The sequence below is a fragment of the Serratia aquatilis genome (genome assembly GCF_044865145.1).
In the GTDB taxonomy this organism is placed as follows: Bacteria; Pseudomonadota; Gammaproteobacteria; order Enterobacterales; family Enterobacteriaceae; genus Chania; species Chania aquatilis.
In genome coordinates this window covers 300,217-315,971 of sequence record NZ_CP173186.1, presented here as the reverse complement: position 1 = coordinate 315,971, position 15,755 = coordinate 300,217, and the positions used below count along the sequence as shown (strand labels likewise).

12 protein-coding genes are annotated in these 15,755 nt (G+C 46.4%); 6 read left to right on the top strand and 6 right to left on the bottom strand.

Annotation, left to right across the window (positions count from 1 at the left end):
• Positions 1–121: 121 nt before the first annotated feature.
• The 5 genes from SAQUA_RS01390 to SAQUA_RS01370 form a co-directional block, all read right to left on the bottom strand.
• Complete coding sequence (locus SAQUA_RS01390; RefSeq protein ID WP_380673692.1) at positions 122–868, bottom strand: molecular chaperone; 747 nt, start codon at positions 866–868, stop codon at positions 122–124.
• Between the two features lie 4 nt (positions 869–872).
• Complete coding sequence (locus SAQUA_RS01385; RefSeq protein WP_404413128.1) at positions 873–3,245, bottom strand: fimbria/pilus outer membrane usher protein; 2,373 nt, start codon at positions 3,243–3,245, stop codon at positions 873–875.
• A 223-nt stretch (positions 3,246–3,468) separates the two neighbouring features.
• Complete coding sequence (locus SAQUA_RS01380; RefSeq protein WP_380673694.1) at positions 3,469–4,260, bottom strand: fimbria/pilus periplasmic chaperone; 792 nt, start codon at positions 4,258–4,260, stop codon at positions 3,469–3,471.
• Positions 4,257–4,796 carry a fimbrial protein gene (locus tag SAQUA_RS01375; RefSeq protein ID WP_380673695.1) on the bottom strand — a complete coding sequence of 180 codons (540 nt, stop codon included), beginning with the start codon at positions 4,794–4,796 and terminating at the stop codon, positions 4,257–4,259. Before SAQUA_RS01375 ends, SAQUA_RS01380 begins: the two co-directional genes overlap by 4 nt.
• Before the next feature lie 698 nt (positions 4,797–5,494).
• A complete protein-coding gene (locus tag SAQUA_RS01370) occupies positions 5,495–6,175 on the bottom strand; it encodes a hypothetical protein (protein ID WP_380673696.1) in 681 nt (226 codons plus the stop codon).
• A 405-nt stretch (positions 6,176–6,580) separates the two neighbouring features.
• Here SAQUA_RS01370 and SAQUA_RS01365 point away from each other — a divergent pair, with 405 nt between their 5' ends.
• Positions 6,581–7,372 carry a transcriptional regulator gene (locus SAQUA_RS01365; protein WP_380673697.1) on the top strand — a complete coding sequence of 264 codons (792 nt, stop codon included), beginning with the start codon at positions 6,581–6,583 and terminating at the stop codon, positions 7,370–7,372.
• Positions 7,365–7,832: a hypothetical protein gene (locus SAQUA_RS01360; RefSeq protein WP_380673698.1), complete on the top strand. Its 468-nt coding sequence runs from the start codon at positions 7,365–7,367 to the stop codon at positions 7,830–7,832. Before SAQUA_RS01365 ends, SAQUA_RS01360 begins: the two co-directional genes overlap by 8 nt.
• A gap of 44 nt (positions 7,833–7,876) precedes the next feature.
• Here the strand turns inward: SAQUA_RS01360 and SAQUA_RS01355 are convergent, their stop codons facing one another.
• Complete coding sequence (locus SAQUA_RS01355; RefSeq protein WP_380673699.1) at positions 7,877–9,652, bottom strand: ATP phosphoribosyltransferase regulatory subunit; 1,776 nt, start codon at positions 9,650–9,652, stop codon at positions 7,877–7,879.
• 515 nt (positions 9,653–10,167) lie between these two features.
• On the opposite strand from SAQUA_RS01355, the gene hdcC reads away from it, so the two are divergent.
• From hdcC to hisS, 4 genes are all read left to right on the top strand, one after another.
• Entirely contained in the window at positions 10,168–11,520 is a 1,353-nt protein-coding gene (hdcC, locus tag SAQUA_RS01350; protein ID WP_380673700.1) for a histidine-histamine antiporter, read from the top strand.
• A 163-nt stretch (positions 11,521–11,683) separates the two neighbouring features.
• A complete protein-coding gene (locus SAQUA_RS01345; protein WP_380673701.1) occupies positions 11,684–12,820 on the top strand; it encodes a histidine decarboxylase in 1,137 nt (378 codons plus the stop codon).
• 168 nt (positions 12,821–12,988) lie between these two features.
• On the top strand, positions 12,989–14,425 hold the full coding sequence (locus SAQUA_RS01340; protein ID WP_380673702.1) for an amino acid permease: 1,437 nt from the start codon (positions 12,989–12,991) through the stop codon (positions 14,423–14,425).
• Entirely contained in the window at positions 14,422–15,708 is a 1,287-nt protein-coding gene (gene hisS, locus SAQUA_RS01335; protein ID WP_380673870.1) for a histidine--tRNA ligase, read from the top strand. The genes SAQUA_RS01340 and hisS overlap by 4 nt, the downstream gene beginning before the upstream one ends.
• Positions 15,709–15,755: the final 47 nt, after the last annotated feature.

The window sequence follows — 15,755 nt, the reverse complement described above, 5'->3', positions numbered from 1 at the left end:
TGAACAACTCGCCATCGCCGGACGCAGTTGAAGAAAAACCGCTAAGACAAGCGCAGTGAAATATATACTTTTCTTGTAAGCACTGGATATAGACATAACCTGTTTCCCAAAAATTTATAATTTAGTTCAGAACAATGTCTCGCTGTTGATGTATCTCGCCAAAATCATCTATCCATTGAAACTCAATACGGGCCTTTTCTGAAGGCGTTGAGCTTAACCCGTGCAAGATAAAATCTACGCTGCCTCTCGGCGCTATCATTTCACCTGCATAGCTATAACGTTTACCGATATCCGTCAGCACAACACGATTCAGAGACACATAGTAAGGGCTGCTATTAATCCCCCTTAACCTAAAACCTTTATTATCAGCAACCACTTTCCATCTGACGGACTCCCCGGCATGATTGGCGCTGTCCGCAAGAGCGACGGGCCGATAAAACAGCTTGATTCGCGTGCGATAATTAAACTCCAGATAATTGTCAGTGCCCATGTTATGTATTGGGGGAATGTCCAATACGTTAAACCAGAACAGCGACTCCCTATCTTTGGGTAAGACGCTCTGCTGCGTAAACATCAACCTGAACCGGTGTGTTCCCTGCCCTTCAATACGCGTTAATGGCGGCATAATTAAAAAAGGAACATCAGAGTTATCAGCCAAGGCATCAGGATCGCCAGCATCAATCCAGACCTGAGCCAACTTCTCTTTTGGTTCCGGATTGGTGAGCTGTACCGTAATTTCTTTGGCATTTTCCGGATAAATCAGCCGGGTACTGCTGACCACTAAACTAGCCTGAGCTTGCATCACACCGGGTAACACGCCCCCTATCACAAGCAGCATAAACAAGCAGATATTCACCACTCGCTTCATGTTGTTATCCTGTACGCTGGCAGATCGCGGTGATATGAATCATTTCCGTACTCTTATCATCGATATTGGCAGGCAAGTTATAATTAGCCCGGCATTGTCGATTTGCCCCTTGCCCCCATTGGATCTGAATATGCCCACTCAATGCGTTTGTACGCATAAAGACCCGGCTTCCCTGGCCAACGAATGTCAAACTGTTACCTTGATAATCGAAAACCTCAGCCCCCATGGGAAGCGGATTTCCAGCATCATCATGCAATACCAGTAGTAGCGGATGGCCTGAAACCGTGGGGTAATCCAGCATAATAATTGCCCCGTATTGCGGTGCCGTTTTTTGCTCGGTCACTTTAAGTTCAATACTGTTAGAAATATCTTTCGGATCGAGCGTGACCGTATTCTCTCGATAAGGTGTCAATCCAGCAGTAATGGCATAACCACGGTTGCCGATGCGCACACCTTTACTGTTAAGCAATGCCGCGCCATTGGCACCCGGCGCGAAAACCACAGCCTTGGTTTCCCCCTGTGCCTGGCCGAGTGTTATTCCGCCAGGGTGCATCACCACACTACCGAGAGCCCCCAAGCCATATTGCGAATATCCGCTACCGTGGCTGGTGCTTGCCATCAGCATGGCTTTATCAGCCCGGTACTGAGCATTCCCACCATAGTTATTAGTGTTATTGCGGTAATTACGGCTGGCATAGGAGCCATAACTGAACAGTTTTTCTTCGCCCAGAGAGCCTGAAATACCGGTCTGCGCATTCCATCCCCCTGAAGCACTGTGTGTCAGCGAGTTTGTCAGATAAGTCGAACTTCTACCGCGCCCGAGAGGCAGCGAAATGTTCAGCATATATTGTGTTTCATCCCCACCATACGCAGAACGGCTGCGCCCTGCGGACAAATTAAGGCTTCCCCAGGCAAATGCATTTGAGTAACCCAGTTGATAAGTCATATCTCTGCCTTGATCGACGTTCCAATAATTCTGAACCGAACCACTCAGATAAAAACTCCCGAACCCCTCAGGCAAACTTTGGCTGAGATTCACCTGCACGCGGCTGCGTTGACGAGCAGGTATCACCACATCACTATCCACGCTGCCAGTAGACTGCGCATAATCGGTGAAGCTGTAATAGCCCTTGCTGGAAAAGCGATAGCTGGCAACCGTGAAGTTGGTTTGCGTCGTTTCCAGCAATTTGCTGTAGGTGAAACGATAACTTTGCCCATGAGCTCTGTGCTGGCTACCTGCAACAGGAACGGTGGCATCGGAGTGCGTTACATCCACCGCGAACGCACCTAATCCGGTACTCAGCGCCAATCCTATCTGCCCAGCCTGATAATTCTGCGACAGGGTGCTACCGGCATATCCCGTCCACAAGTTGGAAAACCCGCGTTGATAGGTACCGAGTAAAAATGTGGGTGTTTCAGTTAATCGCTCGTCGCGATATTTACCAATCACCAGGTTGTAACGCGCAACCGCTGGGCGCAATAACTGCGGCACCGTAGCAAAAGGCACGGTAAAACTACGCTGGCGCCCATCGGCTTCGGTCACCATGACTTCCATATCCCCGGCATAGCCGCTGCCATAAAGCTTATCGATGACGAAAGGCCCGGGCGTCACACTGGTTTGATAAAGAATATTGTCACCCTGCCGTACCGTGATCTGCGCATTGGTTTCCGCCGTGCCGTAAATTGTTGGAGCAAATCCCCTTTGAGAATCCGGCAGCATACGGTCATCCGAAGCCAATTGGAGACCGCTGTAAGAGAAACTGTCGAACAAATCTGGTGCCGTATAGTATTGGCCTAACGTCAACTGAGCCTTCAGGAAGGCGATATCACGCTGCAAGTAATTACTGTTCGATGTGTATTTTCTCTTGGTTGCCATCGAACCAACGCTCTGGTTATAAAAACCATTATGGCGCAAGCGCCAATTGGCCAGATTGAGCCCGGCATTCAACCCTGCATAATATTGCGTCTGCGTATTCCCTGGTGAAGATGCACGCCAAATATTGGTGTTATAGTCAACAAATGCCGCCATAACGCCAGCGTCGGCTTTATCAGGCGCGACGTAGTTATGGTCAAATTTGCGTAAATATGCCTGGGGAATATTTACATCCAGTTTTAAACCTGACGGTTCAAAATTAACCTTGCTGTAAGGCACCCATTGTTGAATATCAATACACGAGGCATTTTCATGCTTATCAAGCGGCTTATCGATACCTAAACTTTCGATATTCTCCGGATTAAAGCAAAAAACTGGCTCGTTATTGTTGTTCAGTTTAATGGTAATTTCTTGTATACCCACAGACCTTTGGTTGATATAAATATCCAACCGGTATTTTCCGGGGACCAATGGGTTACCACGCTCAAAGCGAGACAAATCCACGGGTGTGCCATTTTTATTAATGAGAAAATCCGTATTGAAACGAGTTGGAATTCCAGCATCTGCAATCGCGGGCACTAATGCGCTATCAATGATTATCATTGATAAGCAGAACGCAGCCCAAGAGATAATAGGAAAAACCGGCGTAAAGTCAAAAACGCTACGCTCACCCACAAGGGGCGCCCTTATTTCATCGCACATGTGAAATATCCTTTTCAATTACACCTCAGCGAACAGAAGACGTCTTTTCAGCCCCCACACCATAATCAGTCATGGGCAGATAAATAAGCTGAAGTTTTCCTGAGTGATTGCGCATTCCTTTAATATCGAAAGTTTCACTTGAGAAAGGGTCGATCATCCCTGACCCCAGATTATAACTCTGCTTACCCATTTTCAGCTCAAGTTTGCGATAGGTAACATAATAAGGCGTCGGATTTTTTCCACGCAAAGCATACCCGCCTTCAGCCAAGGGGATCACTTGCCAATCAACCTGGTTTGGTGCATCAGCAACTTCTCCCGCCAACTGTGCCGGGCGATAAAACAGTTTCAAGTGAGAGCGAACGGCAATCTGCAATACGCTTTTATCCTGAGCTTCAGTGGCTGGAGGGATCTCCAATGTGTTTAGCCAAAAAAGTGTTTCACGATCCTTGGGCAACTTTTCCCCGGTAAACGTAATACGTACGCTCTGCCCATTTTTGGGATCAATCCGGACGATCGGTGGTGAAACCAAAAAAGGAGCGTCGCTATCCTGGGGTTGCACTGTAGAGTCCCCACGATCAACCCATAACTGCATCAGCGATGGTGTTCCACCTTTATTAACCATTTTTATAGTTATTTGATTGGCTTTTTCAGGGTAAACAAAGCGGATACCATCCACCGCTACGGCCGCATTTACAGCATTAGAGATTGATAAAAAGGAAAATGCACTAAGCAGTACTGCGCTGCCAATAAAAGATGGAACCGTCATAATAAACCTTCGAGATAAACCCCGGGAAAAATCTCGGGGTTTCAGGATCACAGATATTTCATGCTGTATTGAATGCTGGTTTTCAACACGCCAGCAGTCGGTTTGTTACTTTTGCTAAAGTAGTTGGCGTAGAAGTCAATGGTAACTTTATCATCGGCAATATTACCGAGGTTACTTGCAGATTCGCCGTAGTTGGCCAAATTGATAGGCGTAGTGCCGTCGGCCTTATAAATACGGATCTGCGCATCAGTTCCACTCGAGAGACTGTTATTCAGGTTACCATTCGTGCTATCGACATTACCTCCGGTGGCAAATAAAACCGAAGCACTAACAGCACCGGCATCACAGCCATTGGCACTCAGGCTAAATTTAACCGCCGGAATATTGGCTGCGGCATTAGCAGCAGTGAAGTTGGCAGCAGTTACAGAAGGTAGAAGAACAGTCATATTTTGGCTGTCGGTTTCCAAAGTACAGGTTGTATCGTTAACCACACCTTCAAAAGTAATTGTGCCATCAACGGCTGCTACGTTAGCCGCAAATCCCAGACTCATCGCGGTCAAAACGCTAAGATAGAGATTCTTTTCCATAAGTAAAACTCCAGAAATTAATAGTTAGTTAATAAAGACAATGGTGTTACCACGGTAAAGCAACTCACTTATTACGTGAATATACTTACCGCACTCCAGGTGGCACGTTTTTCTGCTGTCCTCGTAAGTAACGATTACATAGCTATCTATACTCGTCATACTTCAAGTTGCTTGTGCGTTGGCTTTCCTCGTTCACCCCAGTCACTTACCGGAGTAAGCTCCTGGGGATTATTAGTCTCATTAATGAGACCTACCCTACGGGCCAGCGCAAGCGCTGTTCAAAAACGCATTGCGTTTTTGTCATGCAACTCGAATTATTTAGAGTATATGCACCTGGAAAGTGACGAGTTTGCAGCTTTCATGCAATTCGAATTTTTTAGAGCGCATCGGCCATATTAATAACTTACAGCCAGAGTAAGACCAATATAAAAATGGCAGCCCCCTAAAAAATCCTTTTTACCACGTATCGCAGATCATTATTGATATGCGGTCACTTTAAACTCAACGCATAATATACTCACAAAAAAACAGTAATCATAGATAGAAAACAAAGAATATTCTTAGTTCTAAGCCATAAAACAAAAGAAAATTCCTAATGAACAATCATTAGTTAAAGAAATATCTTAACAAGAGATAAAAACCTCATCATATACCAGGTTAATAGGGTGTATTCAAAGTAGATAAAAGATAAATAAACCTTATCTATATAGCATATCGTTTATCTTGGACAGATAAACGTAATACTGCCGCATACTTCTGAACCCTAATTTCTCTACTGTATTAAAGCGTCTGGAATAAAAAGTTTTATATTTACTTTCCGTGATCCTTGAGCTAGCCGACAGCTGATTCTCTGCAAGCTCAGCAAAATACCCTTGAATTGCTTTTGGGGAGATCGATGGCTTTCGATAGTTCTCAATAAGTTGGTGTACTGAATCACTGAATAGCACCTCATTGCTTTTACTTAGAGAGTACAATAGTTTTTTTATTGATTGCACTGGCTCTTTCTTTAATATAACCGCCCCAGAAATAAAGCTGGAAACTGAACTAATGAAAAAACAATCTTCAACAGAAGTGTAAATCAAAACCTTCAGGTTCGGCTTACAATAAAAGTATTTACTCATGGTATTATAGAACGCTAAAGGTGTTTTTTTGTCACCAGAAAAGTCAACAATCAGCAGCGATGAGGACTGCGGTTTACACTCTTCTGCAATTAGCCTTATGGCATCACTAAACTCATTCCCCACACTTACTCTACTTTCAGGATAAATCTCATGCAATATTTCCAGCATGGCATTTCTTGATAAGAAGTTGTTATCTGAAATAATTATTTTTTCAGGAACCCATGTTGGGTAAACAGAAGAATTGATATTGAAGCTCACACAACTCCCCTATTATTTATAAAATTCATTTTTGCCTTACCTGTTAAAAAACTTAATGCAAAATACTCGTCTTGTTTCAAGTTGCCTGCGCATTGGCTGTACTCGCTCTCCCAGTTACACAGAGAGCCTGTTAACAACGTCCATGCTGTTGATTAGCGGGTTGGCGAAATCAATGCTACGGGGAAGTACCGAAAACCTGTAGTAAATCTTGTTCTGAATAAGTCCAATTCAAACCAATACCACGATAAACATAAATTTACATTAAAATCAATAAGATATGAGTCTTTGATTTTTCTGATTAAGAAAATTATGCTGCTGGAAATTTTTCTTAACCCTAAAAATTAAGATATAATTGATTTAGCTATGCAGCACTTGGTAAAAAATGTGCAAAGATCGGGAGCAGCAATGGGTAAAGCCTACCTTATTGATAATTGTGTTATTTATAACCCTGAGCTGCACTCTCTGCGGCGCTGCTCTCCATCGGTACCGCAAGATATTATTCAGCTAAACGTTCCCGCTAGCCGTTGCTTGGAGCTTCTGCTGACCAATCGCTATAATGTTATGAACCAAAAAGCTTTTTTTAAGTTTGTCTGGGAAGATAATGGCGTATATGTAAGTGCGAATACGCTCTATCAGAACATCTCATTGTTGCGTAAGGCGTTCAAAAACCTGGGTCTGGATGATGTCGTGAAAACGATATCAAAACAGGGGCTAGTTATCACAGAGACAGTATCTGTCGAAGAAATAGAGGAAGATCGTATCGACCTTCCCCTTGAGCCCCCTCCATTGCAGGTTCAGTCACGTCCATTTGGTAGCCATCCGCTAGCGAGGAAGAGGCTACTGTTGGGTTCAAAACTCCTGTTGACAGTTCTTGTGGCTCTGATCATCGGTTTTATCATCATTTCAATTACCGATCGTTATCAACACAAGGGACATAAAGGATATTTTGATCCCTACGTAAAATTTGCCGAAGTTAACAATTGCCTGCTGTTCAGAGCAAGCACGGATAAGACAGATGATAAATATTTATCTTTTATCAAGCAAAAACCCATACAGTGTGAAGAGAAAAGCTGGGTCTACCTGACAATACCCAAAGGCCGCCCCCAGGTCTCGATCATTACATGTAATAAAAACATCCTGGAATCTGGCGTAAAATGCCGCTCCTTCGATAGACTGCGGGAGTTGAATTATGACTAGGCCCCAGGTAGTAAAATGGTTACTCGTGTTATTTTTATTAACGGCCATCAGCGTCATCTCTTTAGGATACTATCGTACCTATCCTATGGAGCATTTTTCTTGCGAAGGTAATTTCGAAGCAACATTAGATAACAAGGCTGTTCGCGGTATATTATCTTTTAAATTCAATGAGGGCCGAGGCCGCATGGAGGGTACATTTTCATTACTTGAAAATGGGGAAAGAATAGCCAGGATTAACCGCGTGTTAAATTTCACATACACCAGGTCAGGCAATAGTTACATTCTGATATCGCAAGATGCTTATGACTCCAAGTATGCCGGTTTTATGAGCGTGCTATTGCCCGATTTCTATTTATTTGAACACAGTGGTTTGCAACTTGAGATTTACTCGCAAAATACTTCCGGTTTTGTTTTTGTCAAAGCCAATACCCCGATGTTCTATTGCGATAAAACGCCCTGAGGGGCCAGCACAGGAGTGGCTGGTCACTCGGCCTTACGTCTGGCCTACGAATTCAGGCTGTGGCTCAAAATACCTATCATGGTGCTCATATTACCCTCACGATATTGCTCTGCATCTTTATCAAATATTTCGATTTGCTCACTGGCTTCTGCCGGTACTGTCAGGATAAAACGGCAACCTTGACGAATTGCATTTTTCTTGCAAGTTTTGATCTGCATATAAGAAAAGTCATTAGTAATGCTTAACTGCGGGAAGGCCTTCCTTAAAGTACATCCGATAGTTAAGGCATAATCTTTTGCCACCGCGCTGCTGGGAATGATGACAACATCAACCAACCGCTGTTTCAGCATATTCCCGTGGGTGAGCTTCAACAGGCGCATAATCGGATCCAGCATAAAGGCAAAACCGCAGGCAAACACCGGCTTGCCAAGCTGCTGGCTGGCGCTGGCATCATAGCGCCCCCCACGGCAAAGCAAGGTATCAGCCTCCAATTTGTCAGAGTGCCATTCAACCAGGGTATGGCAATAGTCATTGGCGGGGTAAAGGTCTATATCTACAGTAAAAGGGATGCCCATCCGGCTAAGTGCCTGGGTGAGTGACTCAAAGCGCTGTCGGGAAGCTGGTGAGATAAATTCATCGCGTTTAGGTGCCTTGACCTGCAAAATTTTCAGCAAGGCGTCCGTCTCTTGCAGCAACCTCTCCGGCGTATGCTGCAACCACCTTAGCCATATCTCGTTGAACAAAGGGGTAAATGGTTGGTAATACTGCCGCAGTGCTTGACGAAAACGGCTGAATTCAACGCTGCTGCCAAGCGTGTTTATTTTTAGCTCAACCTGTGGCCTCAGCTGTAGCGCTTGGAATAAATCGTACTGCATCATGATATGTTCCAGTTCGATATCAATATGCTGATAGCCAAACGCCTCAACCCCCACCTGCTGGTATTGTTCAATATGATATTTCTCTTTGGGTGAGTCCCGGAACATGGTGCCACTGTACCAAAGCCTGCTGGTGGCCTGTAAATGCTGATGCTGAGCGATCGCTCTCAGGCTGCCCATGGTGCCCTCACCACGCAATAGTGCCTGGTGATTACAAAGAAAATGGCTACCCAACCTGTGATCGTTAGGGAAAGCGCTTTGCACGTTCTCATCTACCCATTTCTCCAACAATGGCAGACGGATTTCCTGATAACTGTAGCGCTGTAACAGTCGTGAAGCCTGATTTTCCAGCCAAACCCAGTCAGCCACCTGGTTATGGTAATGCTTGCGGGGGCGCCCACGGTTGCGTGGCCGGACATGGCGATGAATCAACGCTTCAAGCTGTTGGCAATACTTGGGTGTACCTAGCACACAGTTCTGCTCCAGACAGGTTTGGATCCGTGACTGAATGACTGGACTGAGCGGCACTTGTATAAACTGACGATAGCTGGCAGTTTGCTGTTGAACGCTATCACCTAACTGCAGGTACTCGTTATGCGGGGTAATTCTGGCCAGTTCGATTTCCCCCGTGTTGTGACCATAACTACTCCAGGTCAGGTTAGCCCCTAAGCCCTCAGGCTGTAATTTTGCATAAGTATCAGTGAATTGCTGAGCCAATAAAAAATAGGCACCGGATTCGATCAGGCAACTGTTATAACGCCCCTCCCACAATGAACCACTGCGGTGATATTTATGATTGTAATAAGGGACATAGCTACGCCCAATATGCTGGATGAGACGGCTGAGGGCCTCTTTGCTTTCTGGTGTTAACAGCAATAACAATTTTTGTGGTAGCAGGGTATAGGCATGCAATTGGCAGGGGTATTGCTTCAGTGCATTATCCATACAGTTTAGGAATGACTGGTAATCATCGTCATTAATAAATAGACGTTCATGGTTGTGCCCCTTTAACTGAATGAGTTGAGGCAACCCTGGTATATAAAGCCTCTCTTTTCTAGACATTTTATTTTAGTATATTTAGATGTTGATTTATCGGTGTCGCACATTAATTAAATTTTAAAAAAACTTATATAACCTGCTGAAGTCAAGATTTAATACTTAATTACTTACACCTGATTGTCAATACAATTATTTATTGAAAGATCAATGAGAGTGATTTGTGATAAATATGTTCCCAGAATGTTGTTATCGACAAAATATAATTCACCATGGAGCGGGGATGAAATTGCAAAATAAAAATGGGACGGAGTGCTTTTATTATATTAAACGATAAAAATGGGGTGAATTTGGCAAATAAAAACCCTTCTAGTTTATCACTGTGAGCGCTGTCACACTCCGCTCCCTTTCAGCTCTTAGAATCCAATCTCTTCCTTCTAATCATTAGTTATAGGACATTTAATATGGGATCAGTAAGTGCAAGCTCAGCCCACAAAATGGGGGTTGTAGCGCTTACACTTGTCACCGCATCGAACATGATGGGGTCAGGTGTATTTATGTTACCGACCAACCTCGCCGGGGTGGGTTATATATCTTTGTGGGGCTGGTTATTCACCATCATCGGCGTTATTGCTCTGGCACTGGTTTTTGCAAAAACCAGCCTGATAACGCCACGTAACGGGGGCATTGTCGCCTATGCCAGCGATGCCTTCGGCCCATTTATCGGTTTCCAGACCACCATGTGCTATTGGATTAGCGCCTGGGTGGGCAACGTTGCCCTACTGGTGGCAGGGGTAGGTTATCTGAGCTATTTCTTTCCTCAACTGCGGGATCCGAGCATTGGCAGTATTGTGGCTATCGCCATTCTGTGGGGCTTCGTTGTGCTTGCCAGCTTTGGTGCCAAAGTGGCTGGCCGCGCTCAATCCTTTACCGCAAGCTGCATGCTGGTCGTCGTGCTCGGCGTTGGCGTAGTTGGCTGGTTCTGGTTTGATCCGCATATGTTTACCCAGGTCTACAACGGAACCGGGAAAAGTGATTCATCCGCCATTATCACCGCTGCATCAATAGCGCTATGGGGTTTTCTGGGCGTTGAATCTGCCGTTGTCTCCACCGGACAGGTTGAAAAACCGGAATACACGGTCCCCAGAGCGACGGTATACGGCCTGCTGATTGCCTCCGTCTGCTACGTGGGCAGTTGCTCGGTCATTATGGGGTTGGTTCCCCATAGTGAGTTGGTAAACTCCGCCGCCCCCTTTGCTGATGCCGCTCGTTACATGTTCGGTGAAACCGCCGGTAATATCGCCTCTGCGCTCAGTATCATTGCCTGCTTCGGCTCCATTTCCGGTTGGCTGATTCTGCAGTCTGAAGGGCCACGCGCAGGTGCCGAGCAGGGGTTGTTTCCTAAGTTCTTCGCCGACACGAATAGAAATAATGTACCGATGAAGAGCCTGATATTCACTGGCGTACTGATGAGTGCCGTCTTGCTTATGACCGCGTCGCCAAACCTGGCTAAGCAGTTCGAGGTCGTTATCCTGATGTCGGTATTCGCATCATTATTACCCTATATGTACGCCTTGATTTCCCTCCCCATCATCATGGTCTCCAAGAAGTTAAACCGTGGCAGTACCTTTATGTTTTATAGCGTCATGGTCGTGATCGGGATGATCTACAGCATATTTGCCCTGCTTGGTTCGGGTTCTGATTCCATGTTCTGGGGCATTGTCATGATGATGTTGACCATTCCACTTTTCTGTTTTGTTGCCGCAGGGCGAAGTAAAAAAGGAGCTGACGTACTTTATCTTGATAAAAACCCATGAGTTATCACCATTATATTTTCAGTTGTTCATAGGTTGATTACATTCACCAACTCTAATACACAGTAAGTCATTCTACTGGCGGATGAATGCATCACCTTTGTGCAGTACGAATCATTACGGGCATATATTGATCAAATTAATAAATAAACGGAGAGGTTAAGAAATGACTTTATCAATCAACGATCAAAATAGACTGGATGCGTTTTGGTCTTATTGTGTAAAGAACCAATATTTTAATATTGGCTACCCTGAATCAGCAGATTTTGACTATACATTACTGGAACGCTTTATGCGTTTCTCCATTAATAACTGTGGCGACTGGAATGAATATTGTAATTATCTTTTGAACTCATTTGAGTTTGAAAAAGAGGTCATGGAGTACTTTGCCGACCTGTTCAAAATTCCATTTGAGGAAAGCTGGGGGTACGTCACCAATGGGGGAACCGAAAGTAATATGTTTGGTTGCTATCTGGGGCGCGAGATTTTCCCAGAAGGTACGCTGTACTACTCCAAAGATACCCACTATTCAGTCGCAAAAATTGTCAAACTTTTGCGTATTAAATCACAGGTTGTTGAATCCCTGCCGAATGGTGAAGTGAATTACGATGACCTTATGGCCAAAATTGCCAAAGATAATGAGAAGCATCCGATTATTTTTGCCAATATCGGTACTACGCTGCGGGGAGCCGTCGATGATATTCACCTTATCCAACAACGCCTGAAAGAAGCAGGGGTCAAACGTGAAGACTACTACCTGCATGCTGATGCCGCTTTAAGCGGGATGATCCTGCCGTTTGTCGATCAACCACAAGGCTTCACCTTCGCCGATGGTATCGACTCGATCGGGGTCTCCGGCCACAAAATGATCGGCTCACCCATTCCTTGTGGGATTGTCGTCGCCAAGAAAAAAAATGTCGACCGTATCTCGGTTGAAATTGATTACATCTCGGCACATGACAAAACGATCAGCGGTTCTCGCAACGGCCACACGCCAATGATGATGTGGGAAGCCATCAAAAGCCGGAGCTTTGAAGATTGGCAACGCCGTATTGAGCGCAGTTTACACATGGCGCAGTACGCGGTTGAGCGTATGCAAAAAGCGGGGATTGATGCCTGGCGCAACAAGAACTCCATCACGGTGGTTTTCCCTTGCCCATCGGAAACCGTGTGGAAAAAGCACTGTCTGGCTACCTCGGGCGATGTCGCTCACCTGATCACCACGGCTCACCATTGGGATTCAAGCCAGGTTGATGCATTGATCGACGACATCATTGCCGATAGCCGCTCCAACGCAGCATAAAAAAAGGCAGTGATAACCCATCACTGCCCATTTCTGCTTCCGTTGCCGGAACTGACGCCAATCACACCGGCAACGTCTATTAACCTAAACAGATTAGGCCAATGATGCAATCTTTATAGCCTGTATCTTCGCCTTCTTCTGTAGCCACTTTCGCGAAGATAAAATGACATGGGTGCAAAAAACCAAACCACCAACCGAATGGGGCTGACGGCGCTAACCATAATGACAGCGTCAAATATGATGGGTAGCGGCGTTTTTATGTTGCCGAGCTCATTGGCTCAAATCGGATCAATTTCCATTTGGGGGTGGACGTTAACTTTCTGTGGTGTGATGGTGCTTGCGCTGGTATTCGCCAAAGTCAGCGAGTTGGCACCCTGCAAAGGGGGGGTTATTGCCAATGTTGGCAACGCCTTTGGCCCGTATATCGGGCTACAAACGACACTATTTTACTGGCTTTCCACCTGGATAGGTAACTGCGCGCTGCTGGTTTCTGGCGTTGGCTATCTCGCCTATTTCTTCCCGATACTGCATCAGCCTCTGTATGCTGCCTTAACCTGCATCGCTATTCTGTGGATCTTTGTTGCTCTGGGATTGCAGGGAGCCAAGGTCGTCGGTTATGCCCAAATCTTTACCGGTTCCTGCATGCTGATAGTGGTACTCGGCATCGGCTTTTCAGGCTGGTTTCATTTCGATTACAGCCTGTATGCCCAAGCCTATAACGTCACCAGCCAAAGTAATACCCAAGCCATTATGGCCGCAGCGGCTATTTCACTGTGGGGATTTTTAGGCATCGAATCCGCCTCGGTTTCAGAAGCTCAAGTGATTAATCCTAAACGTAATATTCCACTGGCGACTATCTGTGGTTTGGCGATTGCCGCACTCTGTTACATCAGTTCCAGCAATGTGATTATGGGAATTTTACCTCACGCGGAGCTGGTTACCTCAACGTCCCCCTTTGCCGATACGGCGCGTTTTCTGTGGGGACCTACAGTTGGGCAGTGTATTTCAGCCATGGCGATCATCGCTTGCCTGGGTGCTATGCCGGGCTGGCAAATCCTGCAAACTGAGGTACCACGTTCCGCAGCGGAGGCAGGCTTATTCCCACGGATGTTTGCCGCAACCAATCAACGTGGAGTCGCTTATAAAGGGCTGATTTGTACCGCCTGCCTGATGACCGGCGTTCTCCTACTGACTATTTCCCCCAACCTGGAGCAACAGTTCCGGACGATCATTATTCTGGCTATTTCAGCCTGTCTGATCCCCTATGCGTTTGCCGCCGTTTCTCTTCCCGTGGTGATGGTAGCCAAGCAACTCAGGCATGGCCGGCAATTCGTTATTTATAGCTGCCTGAGCCTGTGCGGGCTGGCTTTTGTCGTTGTGGCACTGATGGGGGCGGGCACTCAACCTCTCTTCTGGGGAGTCATGTTGCAGATGGTCACCATTCCCCTATATCTGCTTTTTGTCATGCGCCAGCAGGCCCTCAAAGGATCGCCAATTACCCCGATTTTTTCAGAACAGCGCTTTGGGCATGGGCCCTCGGCGTCGATCTCTGCTGGCAACACTGACGGCAGATTTCGTGTTGATACAGTGTATAAGGGAAAATAATGATGAAGATTCAGTCAATTAGAGGAATGCGGGATATTCTTCCGGAAGAAACACCTCTCTGGCAGTGGCTGGAAAGCAAGGTGCGGAATATTACCTACCGCTATGGCTATCAGGAAGTGCGCCTACCGCTGCTGGAACCGGTTGCGCTGTTTGAACGCGCGGTAGGTCAGTCCACCGATATCGTCTCAAAAGAGATGTATAACTTTCGCGACAAGAATGGCGAACATATTACTCTTCGCCCTGAAGGGACCAGCGGTTGCGTGCGCGCCGTGATCGAAAACAATATGTGTTACAACACCACGCAGCGCCTCTGGTACCAAGGCCCGATGTTCCGCTATGAGCGTCCGCAGAAAGGCCGCCTACGTCAGTTCACCCAATTTGGCGTCGAGACCTTCGGCATGGCAGGGGCGGATATCGATGCAGAACTCATCTACATGGCCAAAGACCTGTTTAAAGCATTAGGGGTAGACCGCTATCTGCGCCTGGAGATTAACTCCCTTGGTACTCTGCCAGAACGGAAAGAACACCGCCAAAAACTGGTCGCGTATTTTAATCAGCACAAGGCATTACTTGATGAAGATAGTTTGAACCGGCTGGAAACCAACCCACTGCGTATTCTGGACAGTAAAAACCCTGCCATGCAGGAGATGCTTGAAAACGCACCACGGCTGCTGGATTTTCTGGGTGAGGAGTCGATGCAACATTTTACCGAGCTTTGCCAACTGCTGAAGTCGGCAGAAATTGAGTATGTGGTTAATCCACGCCTGGTCAGAGGGCTGGATTACTATACCCGAACGGTTTTTGAGTGGATCACCGACGAGTTAGGCTCTCAAGGTACGGTCTGCGGCGGCGGGCGCTATGATGGTCTGGTCGAACTATTCAGTAACAAAGGGCTACCGGCTTCCGGCTTTGCTATCGGCATTGAGCGCCTGTTGCTGTTGATCCAAACGGTGGATGGTGACAAAAACATCACCAACAAGCCTGATATTGTCGTGACCTATGAGGAGGCGAACGCCAATATCACCGCCCTGCTTCTGGCTAACCGGATACGTCAACGCTTGCCACAGATGAAAGTTCTCAGTGACTTCAGCGGCACCAAGCTCAAACGCCAGCACAGTAACGCCCTGAAAACCGGCTGCCGCTATATCGTGACGCTCAATGCTGACGGCCAGATCGGCCTGTGGGATTTGCACAAAGACCGAAGTGAAACCATGGCGGAGGAGAAAATCTGGGCAATTATTGCGGCCGATGCAAAAACACCGGTGGTTACCGACAGACGCTAACTTAACCACACCGTGTAAGCCCCAGCCAAGCGGCTTACACGGCAGAA

Coding starts and splice junctions, on each gene's coding strand:
- SAQUA_RS01390 (WP_380673692.1), bottom strand. CDS start 868: ATGAAGCGAGTGGTGAATATCTGCTTGTTTATGCTGCTTGTGATAGGG.
- SAQUA_RS01375 (WP_380673695.1), bottom strand. CDS start 4,796: ATGGAAAAGAATCTCTATCTTAGCGTTTTGACCGCGATGAGTCTGGGA.
- SAQUA_RS01365 (WP_380673697.1), top strand. CDS start 6,581: ATGGGTAAAGCCTACCTTATTGATAATTGTGTTATTTATAACCCTGAG.
- SAQUA_RS01360 (WP_380673698.1), top strand. CDS start 7,365: ATGACTAGGCCCCAGGTAGTAAAATGGTTACTCGTGTTATTTTTATTA.
- SAQUA_RS01355 (WP_380673699.1), bottom strand. CDS start 9,652: ATGGATAATGCACTGAAGCAATACCCCTGCCAATTGCATGCCTATACC.
- hdcC (WP_380673700.1), top strand. CDS start 10,168: ATGGGATCAGTAAGTGCAAGCTCAGCCCACAAAATGGGGGTTGTAGCG.
- SAQUA_RS01345 (WP_380673701.1), top strand. CDS start 11,684: ATGACTTTATCAATCAACGATCAAAATAGACTGGATGCGTTTTGGTCT.
- SAQUA_RS01340 (WP_380673702.1), top strand. CDS start 12,989: ATGGGTGCAAAAAACCAAACCACCAACCGAATGGGGCTGACGGCGCTA.